Annotated in this window: 18 protein-coding genes; 10 read left to right on the top strand and 8 right to left on the bottom strand. The window is 69.5% G+C overall.

All coding sequences use genetic code 11. The features are described 5' to 3' along the window. Positions 1-10: 10 nt before the first annotated feature. Both ACFYL6_RS23885 and ACFYL6_RS23880 read right to left on the bottom strand, forming a co-directional pair. Positions 11-811: a proline hydroxylase gene (locus tag ACFYL6_RS23885; RefSeq protein ID WP_387174332.1), complete on the bottom strand. Its 801-nt coding sequence runs from the start codon at positions 809-811 to the stop codon at positions 11-13. Between the two features lie 95 nt (positions 812-906). Next, positions 907-1,245 (bottom strand): hypothetical protein, encoded by a 339-nt coding sequence (locus ACFYL6_RS23880; RefSeq protein ID WP_387174330.1) that lies wholly within the window; start codon positions 1,243-1,245, stop codon positions 907-909. Between the two features lie 26 nt (positions 1,246-1,271). Between ACFYL6_RS23880 and ACFYL6_RS23875 the strand changes: the two genes are divergently transcribed. Then, complete coding sequence (locus ACFYL6_RS23875) at positions 1,272-1,616, top strand: hypothetical protein (RefSeq protein WP_387174328.1); 345 nt, start codon at positions 1,272-1,274, stop codon at positions 1,614-1,616. 154 nt (positions 1,617-1,770) lie between these two features. Here the strand turns inward: ACFYL6_RS23875 and ACFYL6_RS23870 are convergent, their stop codons facing one another. Continuing rightward, positions 1,771-2,268 (bottom strand): NUDIX hydrolase, encoded by a 498-nt coding sequence (locus tag ACFYL6_RS23870; RefSeq protein WP_387174326.1) that lies wholly within the window; start codon positions 2,266-2,268, stop codon positions 1,771-1,773. Positions 2,269-2,379: 111 nt separating this feature from the next. On the opposite strand from ACFYL6_RS23870, the gene ACFYL6_RS23865 reads away from it, so the two are divergent. Beyond that, the gene (locus tag ACFYL6_RS23865) at positions 2,380-2,949 is read left to right on the top strand and encodes a DinB family protein (RefSeq protein ID WP_387174324.1); all 570 of its coding nucleotides are present in this window, start codon (positions 2,380-2,382) and stop codon (positions 2,947-2,949) included. A 40-nt stretch (positions 2,950-2,989) separates the two neighbouring features. Here the strand turns inward: ACFYL6_RS23865 and ACFYL6_RS23860 are convergent, their stop codons facing one another. The 4 genes from ACFYL6_RS23860 to ACFYL6_RS23845 all read right to left on the bottom strand — a co-directional run bounded on the left by ACFYL6_RS23860 (position 2,990) and on the right by ACFYL6_RS23845 (position 5,450). Beyond that, the gene (locus tag ACFYL6_RS23860) at positions 2,990-3,667 is read right to left on the bottom strand and encodes a hypothetical protein (RefSeq protein WP_387174322.1); all 678 of its coding nucleotides are present in this window, start codon (positions 3,665-3,667) and stop codon (positions 2,990-2,992) included. A gap of 117 nt (positions 3,668-3,784) precedes the next feature. Continuing rightward, the gene (locus ACFYL6_RS23855; protein WP_007465523.1) at positions 3,785-4,039 is read right to left on the bottom strand and encodes a Smr/MutS family protein; all 255 of its coding nucleotides are present in this window, start codon (positions 4,037-4,039) and stop codon (positions 3,785-3,787) included. A 122-nt stretch (positions 4,040-4,161) separates the two neighbouring features. Continuing rightward, positions 4,162-4,530: a tetratricopeptide repeat protein gene (locus tag ACFYL6_RS23850; RefSeq protein ID WP_387174320.1), complete on the bottom strand. Its 369-nt coding sequence runs from the start codon at positions 4,528-4,530 to the stop codon at positions 4,162-4,164. 149 nt (positions 4,531-4,679) lie between these two features. Continuing rightward, on the bottom strand, positions 4,680-5,450 hold the full coding sequence (locus ACFYL6_RS23845) for an ROK family protein (protein ID WP_387174318.1): 771 nt from the start codon (positions 5,448-5,450) through the stop codon (positions 4,680-4,682). A gap of 62 nt (positions 5,451-5,512) precedes the next feature. Here ACFYL6_RS23845 and ACFYL6_RS23840 point away from each other — a divergent pair, with 62 nt between their 5' ends. The 3 genes from ACFYL6_RS23840 (at position 5,513) to ACFYL6_RS23830 (ending at position 8,485) form a co-directional block, all read left to right on the top strand. Then, a complete protein-coding gene (locus ACFYL6_RS23840; RefSeq protein WP_387174316.1) occupies positions 5,513-7,150 on the top strand; it encodes an ABC-F family ATP-binding cassette domain-containing protein in 1,638 nt (545 codons plus the stop codon). Positions 7,151-7,188: 38 nt separating this feature from the next. After that, positions 7,189-7,497 carry a hypothetical protein gene (locus ACFYL6_RS23835; protein WP_124822832.1) on the top strand — a complete coding sequence of 103 codons (309 nt, stop codon included), beginning with the start codon at positions 7,189-7,191 and terminating at the stop codon, positions 7,495-7,497. Positions 7,498-7,759: 262 nt separating this feature from the next. After that, positions 7,760-8,485, top strand: a complete 726-nt coding sequence (locus tag ACFYL6_RS23830) for a methyltransferase domain-containing protein (RefSeq protein ID WP_387174313.1) — start codon at positions 7,760-7,762, stop codon at positions 8,483-8,485. 14 nt (positions 8,486-8,499) lie between these two features. On the opposite strand, the gene ACFYL6_RS23825 is transcribed toward ACFYL6_RS23830, so the two are convergent. Next, entirely contained in the window at positions 8,500-9,531 is a 1,032-nt protein-coding gene (locus tag ACFYL6_RS23825) for a LacI family DNA-binding transcriptional regulator (RefSeq protein WP_387174311.1), read from the bottom strand. 146 nt (positions 9,532-9,677) lie between these two features. Between ACFYL6_RS23825 and ACFYL6_RS23820 the strand changes: the two genes are divergently transcribed. Genes ACFYL6_RS23820 through ACFYL6_RS23800 form a run of 5 tightly spaced genes read left to right on the top strand, consistent with a single transcriptional unit; the run spans position 9,678 to position 15,449 of the window. Continuing rightward, positions 9,678-11,192, top strand: coding sequence for an alpha-N-arabinofuranosidase (locus ACFYL6_RS23820; RefSeq protein WP_387174309.1), 1,515 nt, complete (start codon positions 9,678-9,680; stop codon positions 11,190-11,192). Positions 11,193-11,252: 60 nt separating this feature from the next. Further along, entirely contained in the window at positions 11,253-12,584 is a 1,332-nt protein-coding gene (locus ACFYL6_RS23815; protein WP_387174307.1) for an ABC transporter substrate-binding protein, read from the top strand. A gap of 6 nt (positions 12,585-12,590) precedes the next feature. Beyond that, positions 12,591-13,556, top strand: a complete 966-nt coding sequence (locus tag ACFYL6_RS23810) for a carbohydrate ABC transporter permease (RefSeq protein WP_387174305.1) — start codon at positions 12,591-12,593, stop codon at positions 13,554-13,556. 10 nt (positions 13,557-13,566) lie between these two features. Further along, on the top strand, positions 13,567-14,424 hold the full coding sequence (locus ACFYL6_RS23805) for a carbohydrate ABC transporter permease (RefSeq protein WP_387174303.1): 858 nt from the start codon (positions 13,567-13,569) through the stop codon (positions 14,422-14,424). Beyond that, entirely contained in the window at positions 14,421-15,449 is a 1,029-nt protein-coding gene (locus ACFYL6_RS23800; protein WP_387174301.1) for a glycoside hydrolase family 43 protein, read from the top strand. Before ACFYL6_RS23805 ends, ACFYL6_RS23800 begins: the two co-directional genes overlap by 4 nt. Positions 15,450-15,479: the final 30 nt, after the last annotated feature.

The following is a 15,479-nucleotide window of genomic DNA, read 5'->3' as shown; positions in this document are numbered from 1 at the left end:
ACGCCCTTCACTACGACCAGAGGGCCAGTCGACCATCGTCGGTGAGCCCGACGAAACATCCTATGGAGATGCGTCGGCCATCCGACGCGGGACGCACCGTGTGGTACTGCCGCGGATCAAACAGAAACCCCTCGCCGAGCGCGGGGCGCAGCGTCAACGACTGCGTGTCGGCGGCCACTGCCTCCTGGAAGCCGTACCCGCCGGGAACCCGCAACGTCTCGTCGTCCGGCTGCCAGCGCCGCCGCCACAGCACGGTCTCACCACCGGCCGGTGGCACCCGGATGTAGATGTTGAACGCCAACTGCGCCACCACCTCGCTGTCGAGCAGCCGACCCGCGTACTCCCGGACCGCGTCGTCGAAGTGCACCTGGAGCCCCGCGTTGATCTCACGGACGATGCCGACGTGCATCTCTCGGCCCTGCCGCCGCCCGGCCGCGACGTCCGGCCAGGCCCCTCGGAACGCGGCCAGGCAGAGGTCCCGGGGCGAGTCCGCCAACCCCAGCGTCGACCAGCTCTTCTCGGCCGCGCGGGCCGCGTCCCAGTAGTCCTCGCGGAGTTCACCGGTGGACCGGTGATCGTTGATGGCCGGGCCGAACTTGGCGACGACGGGAAAGACCCGGCTCTCGTCGTAGCGGTCCATCGGCGCGTCGGCGAGGGCGGCCGTGATCGCCTGACACCGGGCCGCGGAGAGCAACCCCGGCACCCGAACGGCGGCCAGCCGTCCCGCGATGAGCCCAGCGACATCCGCGCGGGTGATCGACTCTGATTCGACGACGACGAACAAGGGGTCGGTCCTGCTCGAATGCTGCACGGCGGTCCTCCCGTAACGAAGATCCCTCACCGGACTTGTCGCGCCCCCCGATCCGCGCACCGTGCAATGTACAAACCACAAGCAAGGCGAGGCATTCACAGTTCCGGGCGAGTTGGCACGGCCACCGCTACCATCGGCGCAAGCGGGGTACGCGACACCGAACCGTACGGCGGAAGCTTTCCACCGATCGGGGAATGGTGACGATTCTCGGCGTGAAGCATGATGCGACTAGTTCGAACGCTGACAAGGAGTTCGAGATGGCAGGCGCCGGCCCGACGGATCTTGACTTGCACGTCGACCGCCTGGAAATGGCGCGTCGAATAGCCCGGGAAATGATCGAGTCCGACCATCAGGCTCTGGAGCTCGCCGTCCGGCAGCGCCCGCAGTGCTGGTCCCGACGCCCCGCCCGCGCCGACGCCCTCGCGGGCTGACACCGCTCGTGACGGCGGATACTTCGCCCATGACCCTTGCGCCGCCCCGCACCGACCTCGCCGACGGGCGCTCCTCGTTGCTGGTGTTGGCCGGCTGGTACGTGGCCGTCGTCGTGGCATTCGGCCTGTTCCTCGGCATGCTCTCCGGGTCGGTTCCGGCGGACTGCGGTGAGGTGTGCGACTCCGAACGATCGGAGATGCTGATGTTCGGGCTATACGTGGCCCTGCCGGCGATGTTTCTGGCGCTTCTGATCAGTCTGGCGACGCTCGCGGTGCTCCTCGCCCGCACCCGGATCCGTTCGTCGACAATGGTGGGCTCTCTCGCCGCGGTGCTTCCGCTGCTCGTCTGCGGTCTCCTCGCCACCAGCCTCTGACCGGGCTCCGTTGATCATCCGCCACGCCTGACCTTGGGCGGCGTGGTGATCCTGTGATGAGAAGTAGGTCGAACTCGCTCCTGGAACCTACTTCTCATCACATGATCATGAATTGATCGACCTCGCCGGGCACTACGTCCCGCAGGGATGTGGTTCAGAGGCCGAGCGCGACGGGTTGGGTTGGTACTCCGTCAGCGATCAATGCGGCCAACGGCGTGGCGAGGTCGCGTGGCGAGAACAGTTCCGGACCGCCGTGTTCCCTGATCTCTGACAGTGACCACCAACGCCAGCCGATGACGTGCTCTGCGGCGAGTTCTTCATCGCTCATCGCACCGCGCGGCGTGAACGACGCGGTCCGAACGAGGAAGTAGTCGTTCAGGACGCCATCGTGGCCGGGTGCGAACCCGGCGGCGACTATCTCCTGGCGCCAGACCTGAGGCGGGTCGGCATCGAGAGCAATTCCGACCTCTTCGTGCAGCTCTCGCCGCAGCGCGGCCAGTGGCGTCTCGCCGTCTTCGACGCCACCCCCGGGAGTGATCCAAACGGCGATCGTGCCAGCCGGATCGGGAATGGCGAGTCGGAGCAGCAGAACACGGTCGTCCTCATCGACGACGACCGCCCGCGCCGAACGCCGCAGGTTCACCGTCGACATCAGGACACCCTACGGGTCAGACCGTGCGGGCCGACGGGATCGTGGTGCACCTCCGCACGCTAACCGCTCCCGCCGATCAATGCGGTCCTCCGCTGTAGGTAACGTGCGGAAATGACAAGGAGCGAGCGAATCGCGGACCAGTTGGACCGGCACTGGCACAAAAACCTGCGGCCTCGGCTGCACGGCCTTGTCGATGAGGAGTACTTCTGGGAGCCGGTGCGTGGCTGCTGGAGCATCCGCCCACGTGGCACGTCGGCCGCAGCGATGTCGGCAGGTTCGGGGGAATGGACGATGGACTCCGCGTCCCCTGACCCAGTGCCGGCGCCGGTGACCACGATCGCCTGGCGGCTGGCGCACATCATCGTCTCCTGCCTCAGCTATCGGGTCGGATGGCACTTCGGCGGCCAGGACGTCGACTCCCAGACGTTCGCCTACGCGGGGACCGCTGACGAGGCGCTGAACCAGCTCGATGAGATGTACGGGAGATGGAACGCGGGGGTCCGCGAGCTCTCGGACGCCGACCTGGAAAACCCGCCCACGGCCGGTCCCGAGCGGTTCCCCATGGAGGGCATCGTCCTGCACGTCAACAGGGAGCTGATCCATCACGGCGCCGAGATTTCCCTGCTGCGCGACCTCTACCGCTGGCAGTACGCAGGTCAAACGCGTGCGGGAACAGATTAGGCACAATCCGGCTCGTCACCGGGCCACCGCCGGTCGGGCGCTAGCCCTGGGACACTTCGGGCACCGGTTCCGGGAGCGGGCCATTCTGGACCTCACCGAGGCACCGGCTGGCGAAGGCGATCCAACCGCGCGTCGGGGGCGGCACCCAATTCGGCCCGATCGACGGGTTCTCGGCCTGAGCCGACAGCCAGATGCCATGCACCCTCTCGCCTGCCGCCGTCCTAGTCACTGGCGGCAACCGGTGGGTAAACACCTTCCGGTCCGGGTCGTACCTCATCCGAACCTCGCCCTGATAGTCCGTCCCAAAGACCCCGTAGCTCAGCGTCACCACAATGGCGGCGAGACCTGAGCCCGTCTCGTCCAACTCGACGACCACCTCGGGCCGCTCGGGCGGGTCGGGCGGTGTACAGGAGAGTGGGTCCACTCGGCCTGGGTCCGCGATCAGTGACCGAATCCCGGGTACCCGTTGTGCCGCCGTGCCGATAGGGGCGACCGATGTGGAAGAAGACACCACGGGCACCGGGGTCGGTGACGGCGCGGGGTTGCCGGCGCGTGTGCCCCCCGCCGCATGCGGAGACATCGTCGTTGTCGAGAACGTGCCCGGCGGCACGACGCCATCTCGCTCTTGGTCGAAGCAGCCAGACAGGATGGGCAGTAGGAGCAAACAGGCCACGACGGCTACGCCCTGCCGTCGGCGCAGCACGGCGGTGATCGGCATGCGGGGGAGCATAGAGCCCGGATACGTCCGTTCGCCGACCTCGGTCACAGCGAGCAGTTGGCGCGTCCGCAGGTCAGGGGCAATGCCGGGTTGACGCGGGAGGTCGGGAAGCCGGGGCTACTTCCAGCGGAAGTGGACGAAGAGGCGGCCGAAGTTCTTCGAGTCCTTTTCCACGCGGTGGTAGAGCTGCTTGACGTCCTTCTGGTCGAGGAACCGCAGCACCCGCTTCTTGAGCTGGCCGGACCCCTTGCCGGGGATGATCTCGACGAGGGTGGCCTTCTTCGCCACCGCCTCGTCCATGATCCCGCGCAACGCCCGGTCGATGTCCTGGCCCTTGTTGAAGATCTCGTGCAGGTCCAGCTTGAGCTTCATGCCGCAGCCCCCGGCCGGTCAGGTCCCATGTCCGCCATCCTAGGCACGCCCGCCGGCCCGCCAACCGGGCGACGGAAGGGGCGGCCCCGAAGGACCGCCCCATCTCACGTCACGCCGCACGGTCAGCGCCGGCCGCCCACTCGGGTCTCCACCCGCTCCAGCGCGGTCCGGTAGTCGTCGTTCGCCGCGTACATCGCGGCGGCGATCCGCAGGTGCCGCAGCGCGTCGGTGTGTCGGTTCAGCCGCTCCAGCGTCCGACCGAGCACGTGGTGCGCGTAGTGGTCGCTCGGGTCCCGCTCGACCAGCTCGCGCAGGTGCTCCTCGGCCCGGTTGAGCTGGGCCGACTGGAAGTACGCCCGGGCCAGCAGCTGCCGGACCGCCGCGTTGCCGGGTTCGGCGTCGATGATCGGCTCCAGCAGTCGGGCTGCCCCGCTGGGGTCACCGGTTTCGAAGAACATGGCCGCCCGCCGGTAGTCCGCCAGAAGATCCATCTGCCACCTCCTCGGGTCGCACCGTCACCTGTTCCGACGCTGGCACAACACCGGGCGTTTGGCGACTGTTCCCGGGGTCGAGATCGGGTCAGTTCGGGCCGTCGAAGGCCGCCGAACGCCGCCGACGGGTGCCGACGGGCGCCGGAGGGTCAGGTGCGGGCGTCCCGGCGTCCGGCGGACAGTTCCCAGGCGCGGACACCGCCGACGATTCCGGCCGTGTTCGGCACCACCACCACGTCGTCGCCCATCCGGGTCAGCTGCTCGGGCCGGATCAGTCGGGCGTTGCCTCCGCCCAGGTAGAGCCGGTCCCAGCGGAACACCGGGCGGAGCCCGTCCACCACCTGCCGGATCCGTCGGGACCAGAAGGCGTCGCCGAGCCGCCGCCGTTCCGGCTCGCCGACGTACGTGTCGTAGGTGGTGCCCCAGCGCACCGGCGCGTGCGACAGCTCCAGGTGCGGAGCGAGCACCCCACCGTCGAAGAGCGCGCTGCCCAGCCCTGTCCCCAGGGTCAGCACCAGCTCGCAGCCGGTGCCGGCGACCACTCCGGCGCCGTGCACCTCGGCGTCGTTGAGCACCAGCGCCGGCACCCCGAAGGCGTCGGCCAGCGCGCCTCGCGCGTCCCAGCCGGACCACTCGGCGAGCAGGTCCGGGTCGACCCGGGTGCGGGGGCCGTTGCGGGTCACGTAGTGCGGCGTGCTCACGACCACTCCGTGCCGGATCATCCCGGGTACGCCGACCGTGAGCCGGTCCGCCGTTGGCAGGCGCCCGCCCAGATCCCGCAGGGTCCGGACAAACAGCGCAGGCGGCAACGGGTACGGGGTGGGCACCCGCAACGGCCGGGCCCGCATCGTTCCCGCCTCGTCGAGCACGGACGCCTTGATGCCTCCGCCGCCACAGTCGATCGCCAGTGTGGTCACCACGTCGTTGAGTCTGCCCGCTGCCGGTCGGTCGTATGCGGGGGGCCGGATAGGCTGCCGTCCTGATGAGCGCCACGATGATCGTCAAGGACCTGGCCGCCGGGCACGGCGACCGCCCGCTCTTCGCCGGATTGGACCTGGTGGTCGCCCCCGGCGACGTGGTCGGGCTGGTCGGGCCGAACGGGGCCGGGAAGTCGACGCTGCTGCGTACCCTCGCCGGGTTGTTGCCGGTCGAGGCCGGCAGCGTGCGTCTCAGCCCGCCCACCGCGAGCGTCGGACACCTGCCACAGGAGCCGGAACGGCGACCGGGCGAGACGGTACGGGACTTCCTGGCCCGCCGGACCGGGGTGACCGCCGCGCAGGCGGCGTTGGACGCGGCGACCGAGGCGCTGACCGCAGGAGCGGCGGGCGCGGACGACGCGTACGGCGACGCCCTGGAGCGCTGGCTCGCCCTCGGCGGCGCGGACCTGGACGAACGCGCCGAGCAGGTGAGCGCCGACCTGGGGCTCGCGGTCGACCTGGACCACCCGACGACCGGGCTCTCCGGCGGCCAGGCGGCGCGGGCCGGGCTCGCGTCGCTGCTGCTCAGCCGGTACGACGTGTTCCTGCTCGACGAGCCGACAAACGACCTGGACCTGGCCGGGTTGGAGCGGCTGGAGGAGTTCGTCACCGGGCTGCGCGCCGGCACGGTGCTGGTCAGCCACGACCGGGAGTTCCTCACCCGCACGGTGACCCGGGTGCTGGAGCTGGACCTGGCGCAGCAGCAGGTCAACCACTACGGCGGCGGCTACGCGGCCTACCTGGAGGAGCGGGAGGTGGCCCGCCGGCACGCCCGCGCGGACTTCGAGGAGTACGCCGACACCAAGGCCGGGCTGGAGGCACGCGCCCGCACCCAGCGTGGCTGGATGGAGAAGGGCGTGCGGAACGCCCGCCGCAAGGCCACCGACAACGACAAGATCGGCCGCAAGTTCCGCAGTGAGTCGAGCGAGAAGCAGGCCGCCAAGGCCAAGCAGACCGAACGGCTGATCGAACGGCTCGACGTGGTCGAGGAGCCCCGCAAGGAGTGGGAGCTGCGGATGGAGATCGCCGCCGCGCCCCGCGCCGGCGCCGTCGTGGCCACGCTGCGCGGAGCGGTGGTACGCCGGGGTGACTTCACCCTCGGCCCGGTCGACCTGCAGATCGACTGGGCGGATCGGGTCGCGGTGACCGGGGCGAACGGCTCGGGCAAGTCCACCCTGTTGGCCGCTTTGCTGGGGCGGCTGCCGCTGGACGCCGGCACCTCGTCGCTCGGGCCCGGCGTGGTGGTCGGCGAGGTGGACCAGGCCCGCGGGCTGTTCCTCGGCGACGTGCCGCTGATCGACGCGTTCGAGGCGGCCGTACCCCACCTGTCGCCGGCGGACGCGCGGACCCTGCTCGCCAAGTTCGGCCTGCGGGCGGCGCACGTGCCCCGACCGGCGGCCACCCTCTCCCCCGGTGAGCGGACCCGGGCCGCGCTGGCCCTGCTCCAGGGCCGTGGGGTCAACCTGCTGGTGCTGGACGAACCCACCAACCACCTGGACCTGCCCGCCATCGAGCAGCTCGAATCGGCGCTGGCCAGCTACCCCGGAACGCTGCTGCTGGTCACCCACGACCGGCGGATGCTGGCCGCCATCGAGACCAACAGGCGACTCCGCGTCGACGGCGGGCGGATCGCCGAGGATTGATCCGTGCCCGCGGGCCGGCGCGGGGTGAGAATGACGCCATGCTCAAGTGGGAGTACGCCCTGCTGGTCCGCCGCCGCCAGGCCGCGACCAACGACCTCGGCTGGGAGGTCGTCTTCGTCTGGTACGGCCCGGACGGCTCGATGGTCGACGTGACGCCGTACGGCGACACCTCGCTGGCCCACCTGAACCGGGCCGGTGACCAGGGCTGGGAGTTGGTCGCGATGAGCGAGGACCCGTCCCTGCCCGGCAACCACGAACTGCACCGCTACCACCTCAAGCGGCCGAAGCCCGCCGACCCGCCACCTCGCCAGCGGATGCGCGGGGGCCGCCGCACCCTCTCCGGCTGACCGAGGGCGCCGCGCCGACTGCGGTGGCGTGGGCCGAGTTGGTCGTTCGCCGCTCGGCCCCGTGCCCGGGCGGAGCCGATGTCTCCGTTGAGCGTGATGCCTCAGAGTCATCTTGATGCCTGTGTGGCATCACGATGACTGCGGTCCTGCCCCGCATCCTGCGACATCCCCATCGGTGGGCCGCACCCGAGTCGGCAACGAGGCGGACGAGCGGGGCATAACGGGCGCGATTGCGGGTATCGCGCGGCGGGAGGTGGCCCGAATGGTCGCTTTGGCACAGACTCCGCCCTCGGCCGACCGGCTGCGGGCGATCGACGAATTCCTCGGTCAGGCATGGGCGGACCAGGTCCGCCACGACGATCGGTTGCGGGACCTGGCGGTCGAGGTGCGGTTCGACCGGGGTGTCGCCCATCTGAGCGGGGACGTGGCCGAGCCCGCTCAGCTACGGCTGGTGCGGGATCTGGTGGGGCGGCTGGCCGGTGTCTACGGCGTCTGGTGCCGGGTGGGCATCGGCGGACGGGCGCCGGTGATCGTGGACCTCGGTTGCGGGCCGACCAAGCAGTGGTCGAGCAACCTGGGGCTGGACATCTACCCGGCACCCGGCGTGGACGCCGTCGCGGACCTGTCCGGCTCACTGCCGCTCGCCGACAACTCGGTCGACGTCCTCTTCGCGGTGCACATCCTGGAGCACCTGATCGACTTCCTGCCGCTGGTCGACGAGTGTCATCGGGTGCTCCGCCCCGGTGGCGTGCTGCACGTGATGAGCCCCTGGTGGGGGCACGTGAACGCGGTGGCCGACCCGACCCACGTCCGGCTGATGGACGTGCAGACGTTCAAGGGGATCTGCCAGCTCCGGCCACCGGGCACGCCGCGGTGGTATCCACTGCACGCCGGCTGCGACGGCGCCTCGATCTTCGCCGACCTGACCCCCCTCCCCCCGGACGCCGATCCGGCACCCCAGTCCCACCTGGCCCGCTTCTTCGACTGACCGCCGAGCCACCGTTACTGCTGAATGGCGGACCGGAGGGGCCGGGGTTGGGATGATTCGCGAAGTTCCAGGTGGTACGGGGCTTTGACTTCCTTCGCAGGGGCGGCACGATCGCCGTCCAGACGGTTGGCCAGGAGTTCGACGGCCAGGCGGGCGATCTGCTCCTTGTCCGGGGCGACGGTGGTCAGGGTCGGAATCGAAAAGCGGCCGTCCTCGATGTCGTCGAAGCCGACCACCGCCACATCCTCCGGCACCCGCAGGCCGGCCTCGTGCAGAGCGCGCAGGGCACCCAGGGCAAGCGTGTCGTTGAAGCAGAAGACGGCGTCGAGGCGTACGCCGGAGGTGAGCAGGCCGCGCATCGCGGCCGCGCCGTCGGCGCGGTGCCAGGCCGGCGCGGGCGCCACCAGGGTCTCGTCGTAGCCGAGCCCGGCGGCGAGCAGCGCGTCGCGGTAACCGGCCAGGCGCAGTCGGGCGCTGGCACCCTCGTCGGTGCGCTGCGAGCCGATGGCCGCGATCCGGCGATGGCCGAGCTGAATCAGTTGACTGGTGATCTCCCGGGCCGCTGTCACGTTGTCGATCACCACTCGATCCGCCGGGCCATGATCGACCCGCTCGCCGAGCAGCACCATGGGAGTGCCGTCCAGGCCGGCCAGATCCTCTGCGGTGAGCGCCAACGGGCTGAAGATGAGCCCGTCGATCAGGTGGTCGGTGATGCCGGAGGCGACCACCCGCTCCTGCTCACGCCGACCGCCGGTCTGGTCGATCAGCACCGTCCAGCCGTACTGGGCGGCGGCGGTGACCACATGGCGGGCCAGCTCGGCGAAGTACGGGATGTCCAGTTCCGGAACGGCCAGCGCGATCACGCCCGTGCGGCCTTTGCGGAGGTGACGGGCGGAGAGGTTGGGCCGGTAGTTGAGCTCGGCGATCGCCTCTTCGACTCGGGCGCGGGTGTCCGGCCGAACGTGCACGTAACCATTGACCACGTTGGAGACGGTCTTCACCGACACCCCGGCCCGTTCGGCCACATCCTTGAGCCTTTGCCGCACTCCGAAACCTCCCCGATGTAACACTCCGCACCCTACCGCCTCAGCAACCCTTTACAACGTTGCCTACAACGTTGTAAAACGGTGGACACCAGGTGAACGGTGACCGCGCTCACCTGAGCATCGGCACGAGGAAAGGTGGCACCCCCTTGCGGACCGCGCAGCTGACGATCGACCCGGCCTTCTCCATCGGCCCGGCCGACCGACGCCTCTTCGGCTCCTTCGTCGAGCACATGGGGCGGTGCGTCTACGGCGGCATCTACGAGCCCGGCCACCCCACCTCCGACTCCCGCGGCCTACGCCGTGACGTGCTGGATCTGACCCGCGAGTTGGGCGTCTCGGTCGTCCGTTACCCGGGCGGCAACTTCGTCTCCGGATACCGCTGGGAGGACGGGGTCGGCCCGGTCGGTGACCGGCCGCGTCGGCTCGACCTGGCCTGGAAGACGATCGAGACCAACGCCTTCGGGCTTGACGAGTTCATGACGTGGGCCGCCGAGGCCGACGTCGAGCCGATGATGGCGGTCAACCTCGGCACGCGGGGCGTCCAGGAGGCACTGGACCTGTTGGAGTACGCCAACCACCCGGGCGGCACCGAGCTCTCCGACCTGCGGCGCAAGCACGGCGCCGAGGACCCGTACGGCGTGCGGCTGTGGTGCCTGGGCAACGAGATGGACGGCCCGTGGCAGGTCGGCCACAAGACCGCCGACGAGTACGGCCGCCTCGCCGCCGAGGCCGCCCGCGCGATGAAGATGATCGACCCGTCGATCAGCCTGATCGCCTGCGGCAGCTCCAACCGGCGGATGCCCACCTTCGCCTCCTGGGAGGCAACGGTGCTGGAGCACACCTACGAGCACGTCGACTACATCTCGGCGCACACCTACTACGACCCGTCCGACGGTGACCAGGCCAGCATCCTGGCCTCGGCCGTCGACATGGACAACTTCATCACCGAGGTCGTCGCGACCGCCGACCACGTGGCCGCCAAGCAGCGGCACAAGCGCAAGCTGAAGATCTCCTTCGACGAGTGGAACGTCTGGTACGAGTCCCGCCTCCAGGCGGACCTGGACCGGCGCGGCTGGGTCGAGGCTCCGGCGCTGATCGAGGATGACTTCACCGCCGTCGACGCGGTGGTCGTCGGCGACCTGCTGATCACCCTGCTGCGCCACGCGGACCGGGTCGGCGTGGCCGCCCAGGCGCAACTGGCCAACGTGATCGCGCCGATCCGCACCCGCAACGGCGGCCCCGCCTGGCGGCAGAGCATCTTCCACCCGTTCGCGCTGACCGCGCGCTACGCCCGGGGCACCGTGCTGCGCACCGACCCGGTGTCGCCGCGCTACGACACGAAGAGGTACGGGGACGTGCCGGTGCTCGACACCGTCGCCGTGCACGACGAGGAGACCGGCGAGCTGACCGTCTTCGCGGTCAACCGGGACCAGACGGACCTCGCATTGGACATCGATTTGCGCGGTCTGCCAGGACTGTCCGGTTATTCCTTTCAGAGCATCGCTGCCGGGTCTGACCCGACGGCGACGAACACCGAGGCCGACCCCGACCGGGTGACGCCGCGGGACCTGCCCACCCCCACCCCCGACGGCGGCAGGTGCACCGTGCGCCTGCCCGCCGTGTCCTGGAGCGTGCTCCGCTTCGGCCCGACCAGCGCCTGATGTCGCACCGGTCCTGAGCAGGCACAATTCATTCCGTTCCCCCTCAAGGAGAGATAAAGCATGATCCAGAACGACATGAGCCGGCGACGCCTGCTCGGCCTCGGTCTCGGACTCGGCGCCGCGGCCTCGCTGACCCTCGCGGGCTGCGGCGGCGGCGATGACAGCGCCTCCGGGCCCGCCGCCGGCAACGGGGGCAAGGCGTACACCGGCCCCAAGGTGGACCTGAAGCTGTGGAACGGCTTCACCGGCGGTGACGGCGAGATCTTCAAGACGCTGGTCAACCAGTTCAACACCGAGCACAAGAACATCGCCGTGTCGGTGGCCACGTACCAGTGGGAGGACTACTACAACAAGCTCCCCGGCGCGGCCTCCAGCGGCAACGGCCCGGACATCGCGGTCATGCACATGGACCAGCTCGCCACCTTCGCCGCCCGCGGCGTGATCACCGAGCTGGACGACGTGGCCAAGAACCTGGAGCTCGCCGAGGGCGACTTCGCCCCCACGGTGTGGAAGGGCGGGCTCTACAACAACAAGCGGTACGGCATCCCGCTGGACATGCACCCGTTGGGCTTCTACTACAACAAGACCGTCATGCAGAAGGCCGGCCTGGACCCGAACAAGCCGCCGACGACCAAGGACGACTACGTCGCCGCGCTGACCGAGCTGAAGAAGGCTGGCATCCAGGGCTTCTGGGTCAGCCCGTTCCAGTTCACCGGCGGCATGACCTTCTACTCGCTGCTCAACCAGTGGGGTGCCACCCTGTTCGACGCGGACGTGGCCAAGGCCACCTTCAACTCGGACCCGGCGGTCGAGGCGTGCACGTGGCTGGTCGACATGATCAAGCAGGGCTTCTCGCCGGCCAACGTCGGTCAGGACGCCGACTACCTGTCGTTCAAGAGCGGCAAGAACGCCTTCACCTGGAACGGCATCTGGCAGATCAACGATCTAAAGAAGAGCCCCGAGGTGCAGTGGGGCGTCGCTCCGCTCCCGCAGATCGGCAGCAAGCCGGCCGCGTGGGCCAACTCGCACAACTTCACCATCGTCAAGCAGCGGGCCAACGACGCCAACAAGGTCTCCGGCGCCAAGGTCTTCATCAACTGGCTCAGTGAGCACTCGCTGGACTGGGCGAAGGGCGGCCAGGTGCCGGCCCGTAAGGCCGTCCGCGAGGGCGCCGAGTTCAAGGCGCTGCCAGAGATCTCGTCGCTCGCCCCCGAGCTGGAGTACGCGGCGTTCCCGCCGGCGGCCCCGGGTCTCGGCGAGGTCATGACCACCTTCTACAACTCCTTCAACGAGGCCGCGCTGGGCAAGAAGTCGCCCAAGCAGGCGCTGGACGATGGTGTGGCGAAGGCCAACAAGCAGCTCGAGGACAACCGCAAGAAGTACGGGAGCTGATACCCCGTGGCGGACGTGATCGAGGTCGGGGCGGCGCGCGGTGACGCGCCGCCCCCGGCGGCCAACGCAGCCCGCCGGGCCGCCTCGGCGGGTCGGACCAGACGGGCGACGCCATATCTGTTCCTCGCCCCCTACCTGGTTCTGTTCGGGGTGTTCGGCCTGCTGCCGATCGTCCTCGGCCTCTGGCTGAGCGTGCACCAGTGGGACTTCCAGCTGCCCAACCGTCCGTTCGTCGGGTTGGACAACTACAAGCAGCTCTTCTCCAGCGACTCCGCCGTCTACGGCGACTGGTGGCAGAGCATCCGGGCCACCGCGATCTTCACGGTGCTGTCGGTGCCGCTGCTGGTGGTCGTACCGCTGGGGTTGGCACTGCTACTCAACCGCTCCTTCCCGGGCCGGACGTTCTTCCGGGCGATCTACTTCGCGCCGTACGTGCTGGGTGTCGCGGTGATCGGCCTGCTCTGGCGGTTCCTGCTCGACGCCAACCTGGGCCTGGTCAACCGGCTCCTCGGCGTGGTCGGGTTGCCGTCGGACACCCCCTGGGTGACGAACATGCCGTGGGCGTGGATCTCACTGGTCGGGGTGACCGTCTGGTGGACGTCCGGCTTCAACGCGGTGATCTACCTGGCCGGTCTTCAGGACATCTCGCCGGAGCTGTACGAGGCGGCCCGGATGGACGGCGCGAACGCGTGGCAGCGGTTCCGCAACGTCACAGTGCCCGGGCTGCGGCCGGTGCTGCTCTTCGTGATCACGACGACCGTGCTCGCCTCGGCCAACATGTTCGGTCAGTCGTTCCTGATCACCCAGGGGACGCCCGGCACGGAGACCCGCACGGTGGTGTGGTTCATCGTCGAGGAGGGCCTGCGGAACAACAACGCCGGTCGCGCCGCCGCGATGAGCATCGTGTTCGCCCTGCTGCTGGCGGTCGTGAGCATCGCCAACTTCCGCCTCTTCCGCTACAAGGAAGACTGAGGGGACCGCCATGACGAAGCCCACGCCGACCACCGACGGCTCCGCACCGGGGCTGCGCCGGGTCGGGCTCTACGCCACCCTGGTCGCCCTGGCCCTGATCTTCCTGGTCCCGCTGGTGTGGATGGTCATCACCTCGCTGAAGACCTACACCGCCGCTCAGCAGATCCCACCGAGCTGGCTGCCGAACCCGCTCGCCGGCTACGGCTACGAGCAGATCCTCAACAACTCGGCGAACCCGGTGCTGCGCTGGTTCCTCAACAGCATGGTGGCCGCCACGCTGCACTCGGCGCTGGTGCTGGTGACCGCCTCGATGGCCGCGTACTCCCTGGCCCGGTTGCGGTTCCGCGGTCGCGGGGTGACCTTCGCCCTGATCGTCGGGACGCTGTTCATCCCGCCGACCTCGCTGATCATCCCGAACTTCCTGATCGTCGACCAGCTCAACTGGATCGACACCCTCGCCGTGGTGGTGGTGCCCGGCGCGGCCAGCGCGTTCGGGGTGTTCTTCCTGCGGCAGTTCTTCCTCTCGCTCCCGAACGAGTTGGAGGAGGCGGCCACGCTCGACGGCGCCAACCAGTGGCAGATCTTCTACAAGGTCGTGCTGCCGCTGTCCAAGCCGGCGCTCGCCACCCTGGCCGTGCTGTCGTTCCTCACCAACTGGAACGACTTCCTCTGGCCGATCTTCGTGCTGTTCAGCCCGGAGCAGCTCACCCTGCCGCCGGGTCTGGGCCTGCTCCAAGGCTCGTACGTCACCGACTACCCGGTGATCATGGCGGGCGCGGTGCTGGCCAGCCTGCCGGTGCTGATCCTCTTCGTGCTGGCCCAGCGGCACATCATCCAGGGTGTCTCCCGCAGCGGTTTGAAGGGATGACGCGCACGACCGCCCGGCGACGTGGCGCGGCGGCGATCGTTCTCGCCGCCGCGTTGCTCGTTGCGGGCTGCTCCGACGACACCGAACCCACCCCCACCACGAGCAGCGGGAGCGACCCCAGCATGTTCACCAACCCGGTCGTGAAGACGGACGCCCCGGACCCGCAGGCGATCCAGGTGGGCGACACCTGGTACCTGTTCCACACCAACTCCGGGGGCCGCAACGTCCCCGTGCTCACCTCGACGGATCTGGTCGACTGGACCGAGGCCGGGGACGCCCTGCCGGCGCTGCCGGACTGGGCGGACGCTGGTAAGACCTGGGCGCCGGAGGCGATCCAGCTCGCGCCGGACCGCTTCCTGCTCTACTACACCGTCGCCGGCCGGGAGTCGGGGCGGCAGTGCGTCGGGCGGGCGGTGGCCAGCGCACCGCAGGGGCCGTACCGGGACGATGCGGCCGGCCCGCTGATCTGCCAGGCCGACCTTGGCGGGGCGATCGACGCCAGCCCGTACCGGGACACCGACGGCAGCCTGTGGCTGCTGTGGAAGAACGATGGCAACGCGATCGGGATGGACACCTGGCTCTGGTCGCAGCGCCTCGCCGACGACGGCCTGACCCTCATCGGCGAGCCGACAAAGCTGCTGAAGCAGACCGAACCGTGGGAGGGCACACTGATCGAGGGGCCGTTCTTCCACCGTCAGGACGGCCGGCTGCTGCTCTTCTTCGCCGCCAACGCGTACGACCGGGCGGAGTACGCCGAGGGCTACGCCGTCTGCGAGAGCCCGACCGGCCCGTGTGTGAAGGCCGCCGAGAACCCGATCCTGAAGAGCGACGAGGCCGCCTCCGGCCCCGGCCACGCGTCGATGGTGGTCAAGGACGGGCGGACCTGGCTGCTGTACCACGCCTGGCCGCCCGGCCAGGAGGGCAGCACCGACCCGGGCCGGCAGGTGTGGCTCGATGAGGTGACCTGGGTCGACGGCAAGCCGGTCGTCAAGGGCCCGACGGCCACGCCGCAGCCCCGCCCCTGAGCTGATCGTGCGGAAGGGCCCCCGAAACGG

The sequence above is a fragment of the Micromonospora sp. NPDC007208 genome (genome assembly GCF_042869175.1).
GTDB classification, from domain to species: Bacteria; Actinomycetota; Actinomycetes; order Mycobacteriales; family Micromonosporaceae; genus Micromonospora; species Micromonospora foliorum.
This window is presented reverse-complemented; position numbering and strand designations above follow the sequence as displayed.

Excerpts from the sequence above, each read along its gene's own strand:
- ACFYL6_RS23815 (WP_387174307.1), top strand. The coding sequence starts at position 11,253 with ATGATCCAGAACGACATGAGCCGGCGACGCCTGCTCGGCCTCGGTCTC.
- ACFYL6_RS23830 (WP_387174313.1), top strand. The coding sequence starts at position 7,760 with ATGGTCGCTTTGGCACAGACTCCGCCCTCGGCCGACCGGCTGCGGGCG.
- ACFYL6_RS23800 (WP_387174301.1), top strand. The coding sequence starts at position 14,421 with ATGACGCGCACGACCGCCCGGCGACGTGGCGCGGCGGCGATCGTTCTC.
- ACFYL6_RS23855 (WP_007465523.1), bottom strand. The coding sequence starts at position 4,039 with ATGAAGCTCAAGCTGGACCTGCACGAGATCTTCAACAAGGGCCAGGAC.
- ACFYL6_RS23805 (WP_387174303.1), top strand. The coding sequence starts at position 13,567 with ATGACGAAGCCCACGCCGACCACCGACGGCTCCGCACCGGGGCTGCGC.
- ACFYL6_RS23840 (WP_387174316.1), top strand. The coding sequence starts at position 5,513 with ATGAGCGCCACGATGATCGTCAAGGACCTGGCCGCCGGGCACGGCGAC.
- ACFYL6_RS23875 (WP_387174328.1), top strand. The coding sequence starts at position 1,272 with ATGACCCTTGCGCCGCCCCGCACCGACCTCGCCGACGGGCGCTCCTCG.
- ACFYL6_RS23865 (WP_387174324.1), top strand. The coding sequence starts at position 2,380 with ATGACAAGGAGCGAGCGAATCGCGGACCAGTTGGACCGGCACTGGCAC.
- ACFYL6_RS23870 (WP_387174326.1), bottom strand. The coding sequence starts at position 2,268 with ATGTCGACGGTGAACCTGCGGCGTTCGGCGCGGGCGGTCGTCGTCGAT.
- ACFYL6_RS23835 (WP_124822832.1), top strand. The coding sequence starts at position 7,189 with ATGCTCAAGTGGGAGTACGCCCTGCTGGTCCGCCGCCGCCAGGCCGCG.
- ACFYL6_RS23860 (WP_387174322.1), bottom strand. The coding sequence starts at position 3,667 with ATGCCGATCACCGCCGTGCTGCGCCGACGGCAGGGCGTAGCCGTCGTG.
- ACFYL6_RS23850 (WP_387174320.1), bottom strand. The coding sequence starts at position 4,530 with ATGGATCTTCTGGCGGACTACCGGCGGGCGGCCATGTTCTTCGAAACC.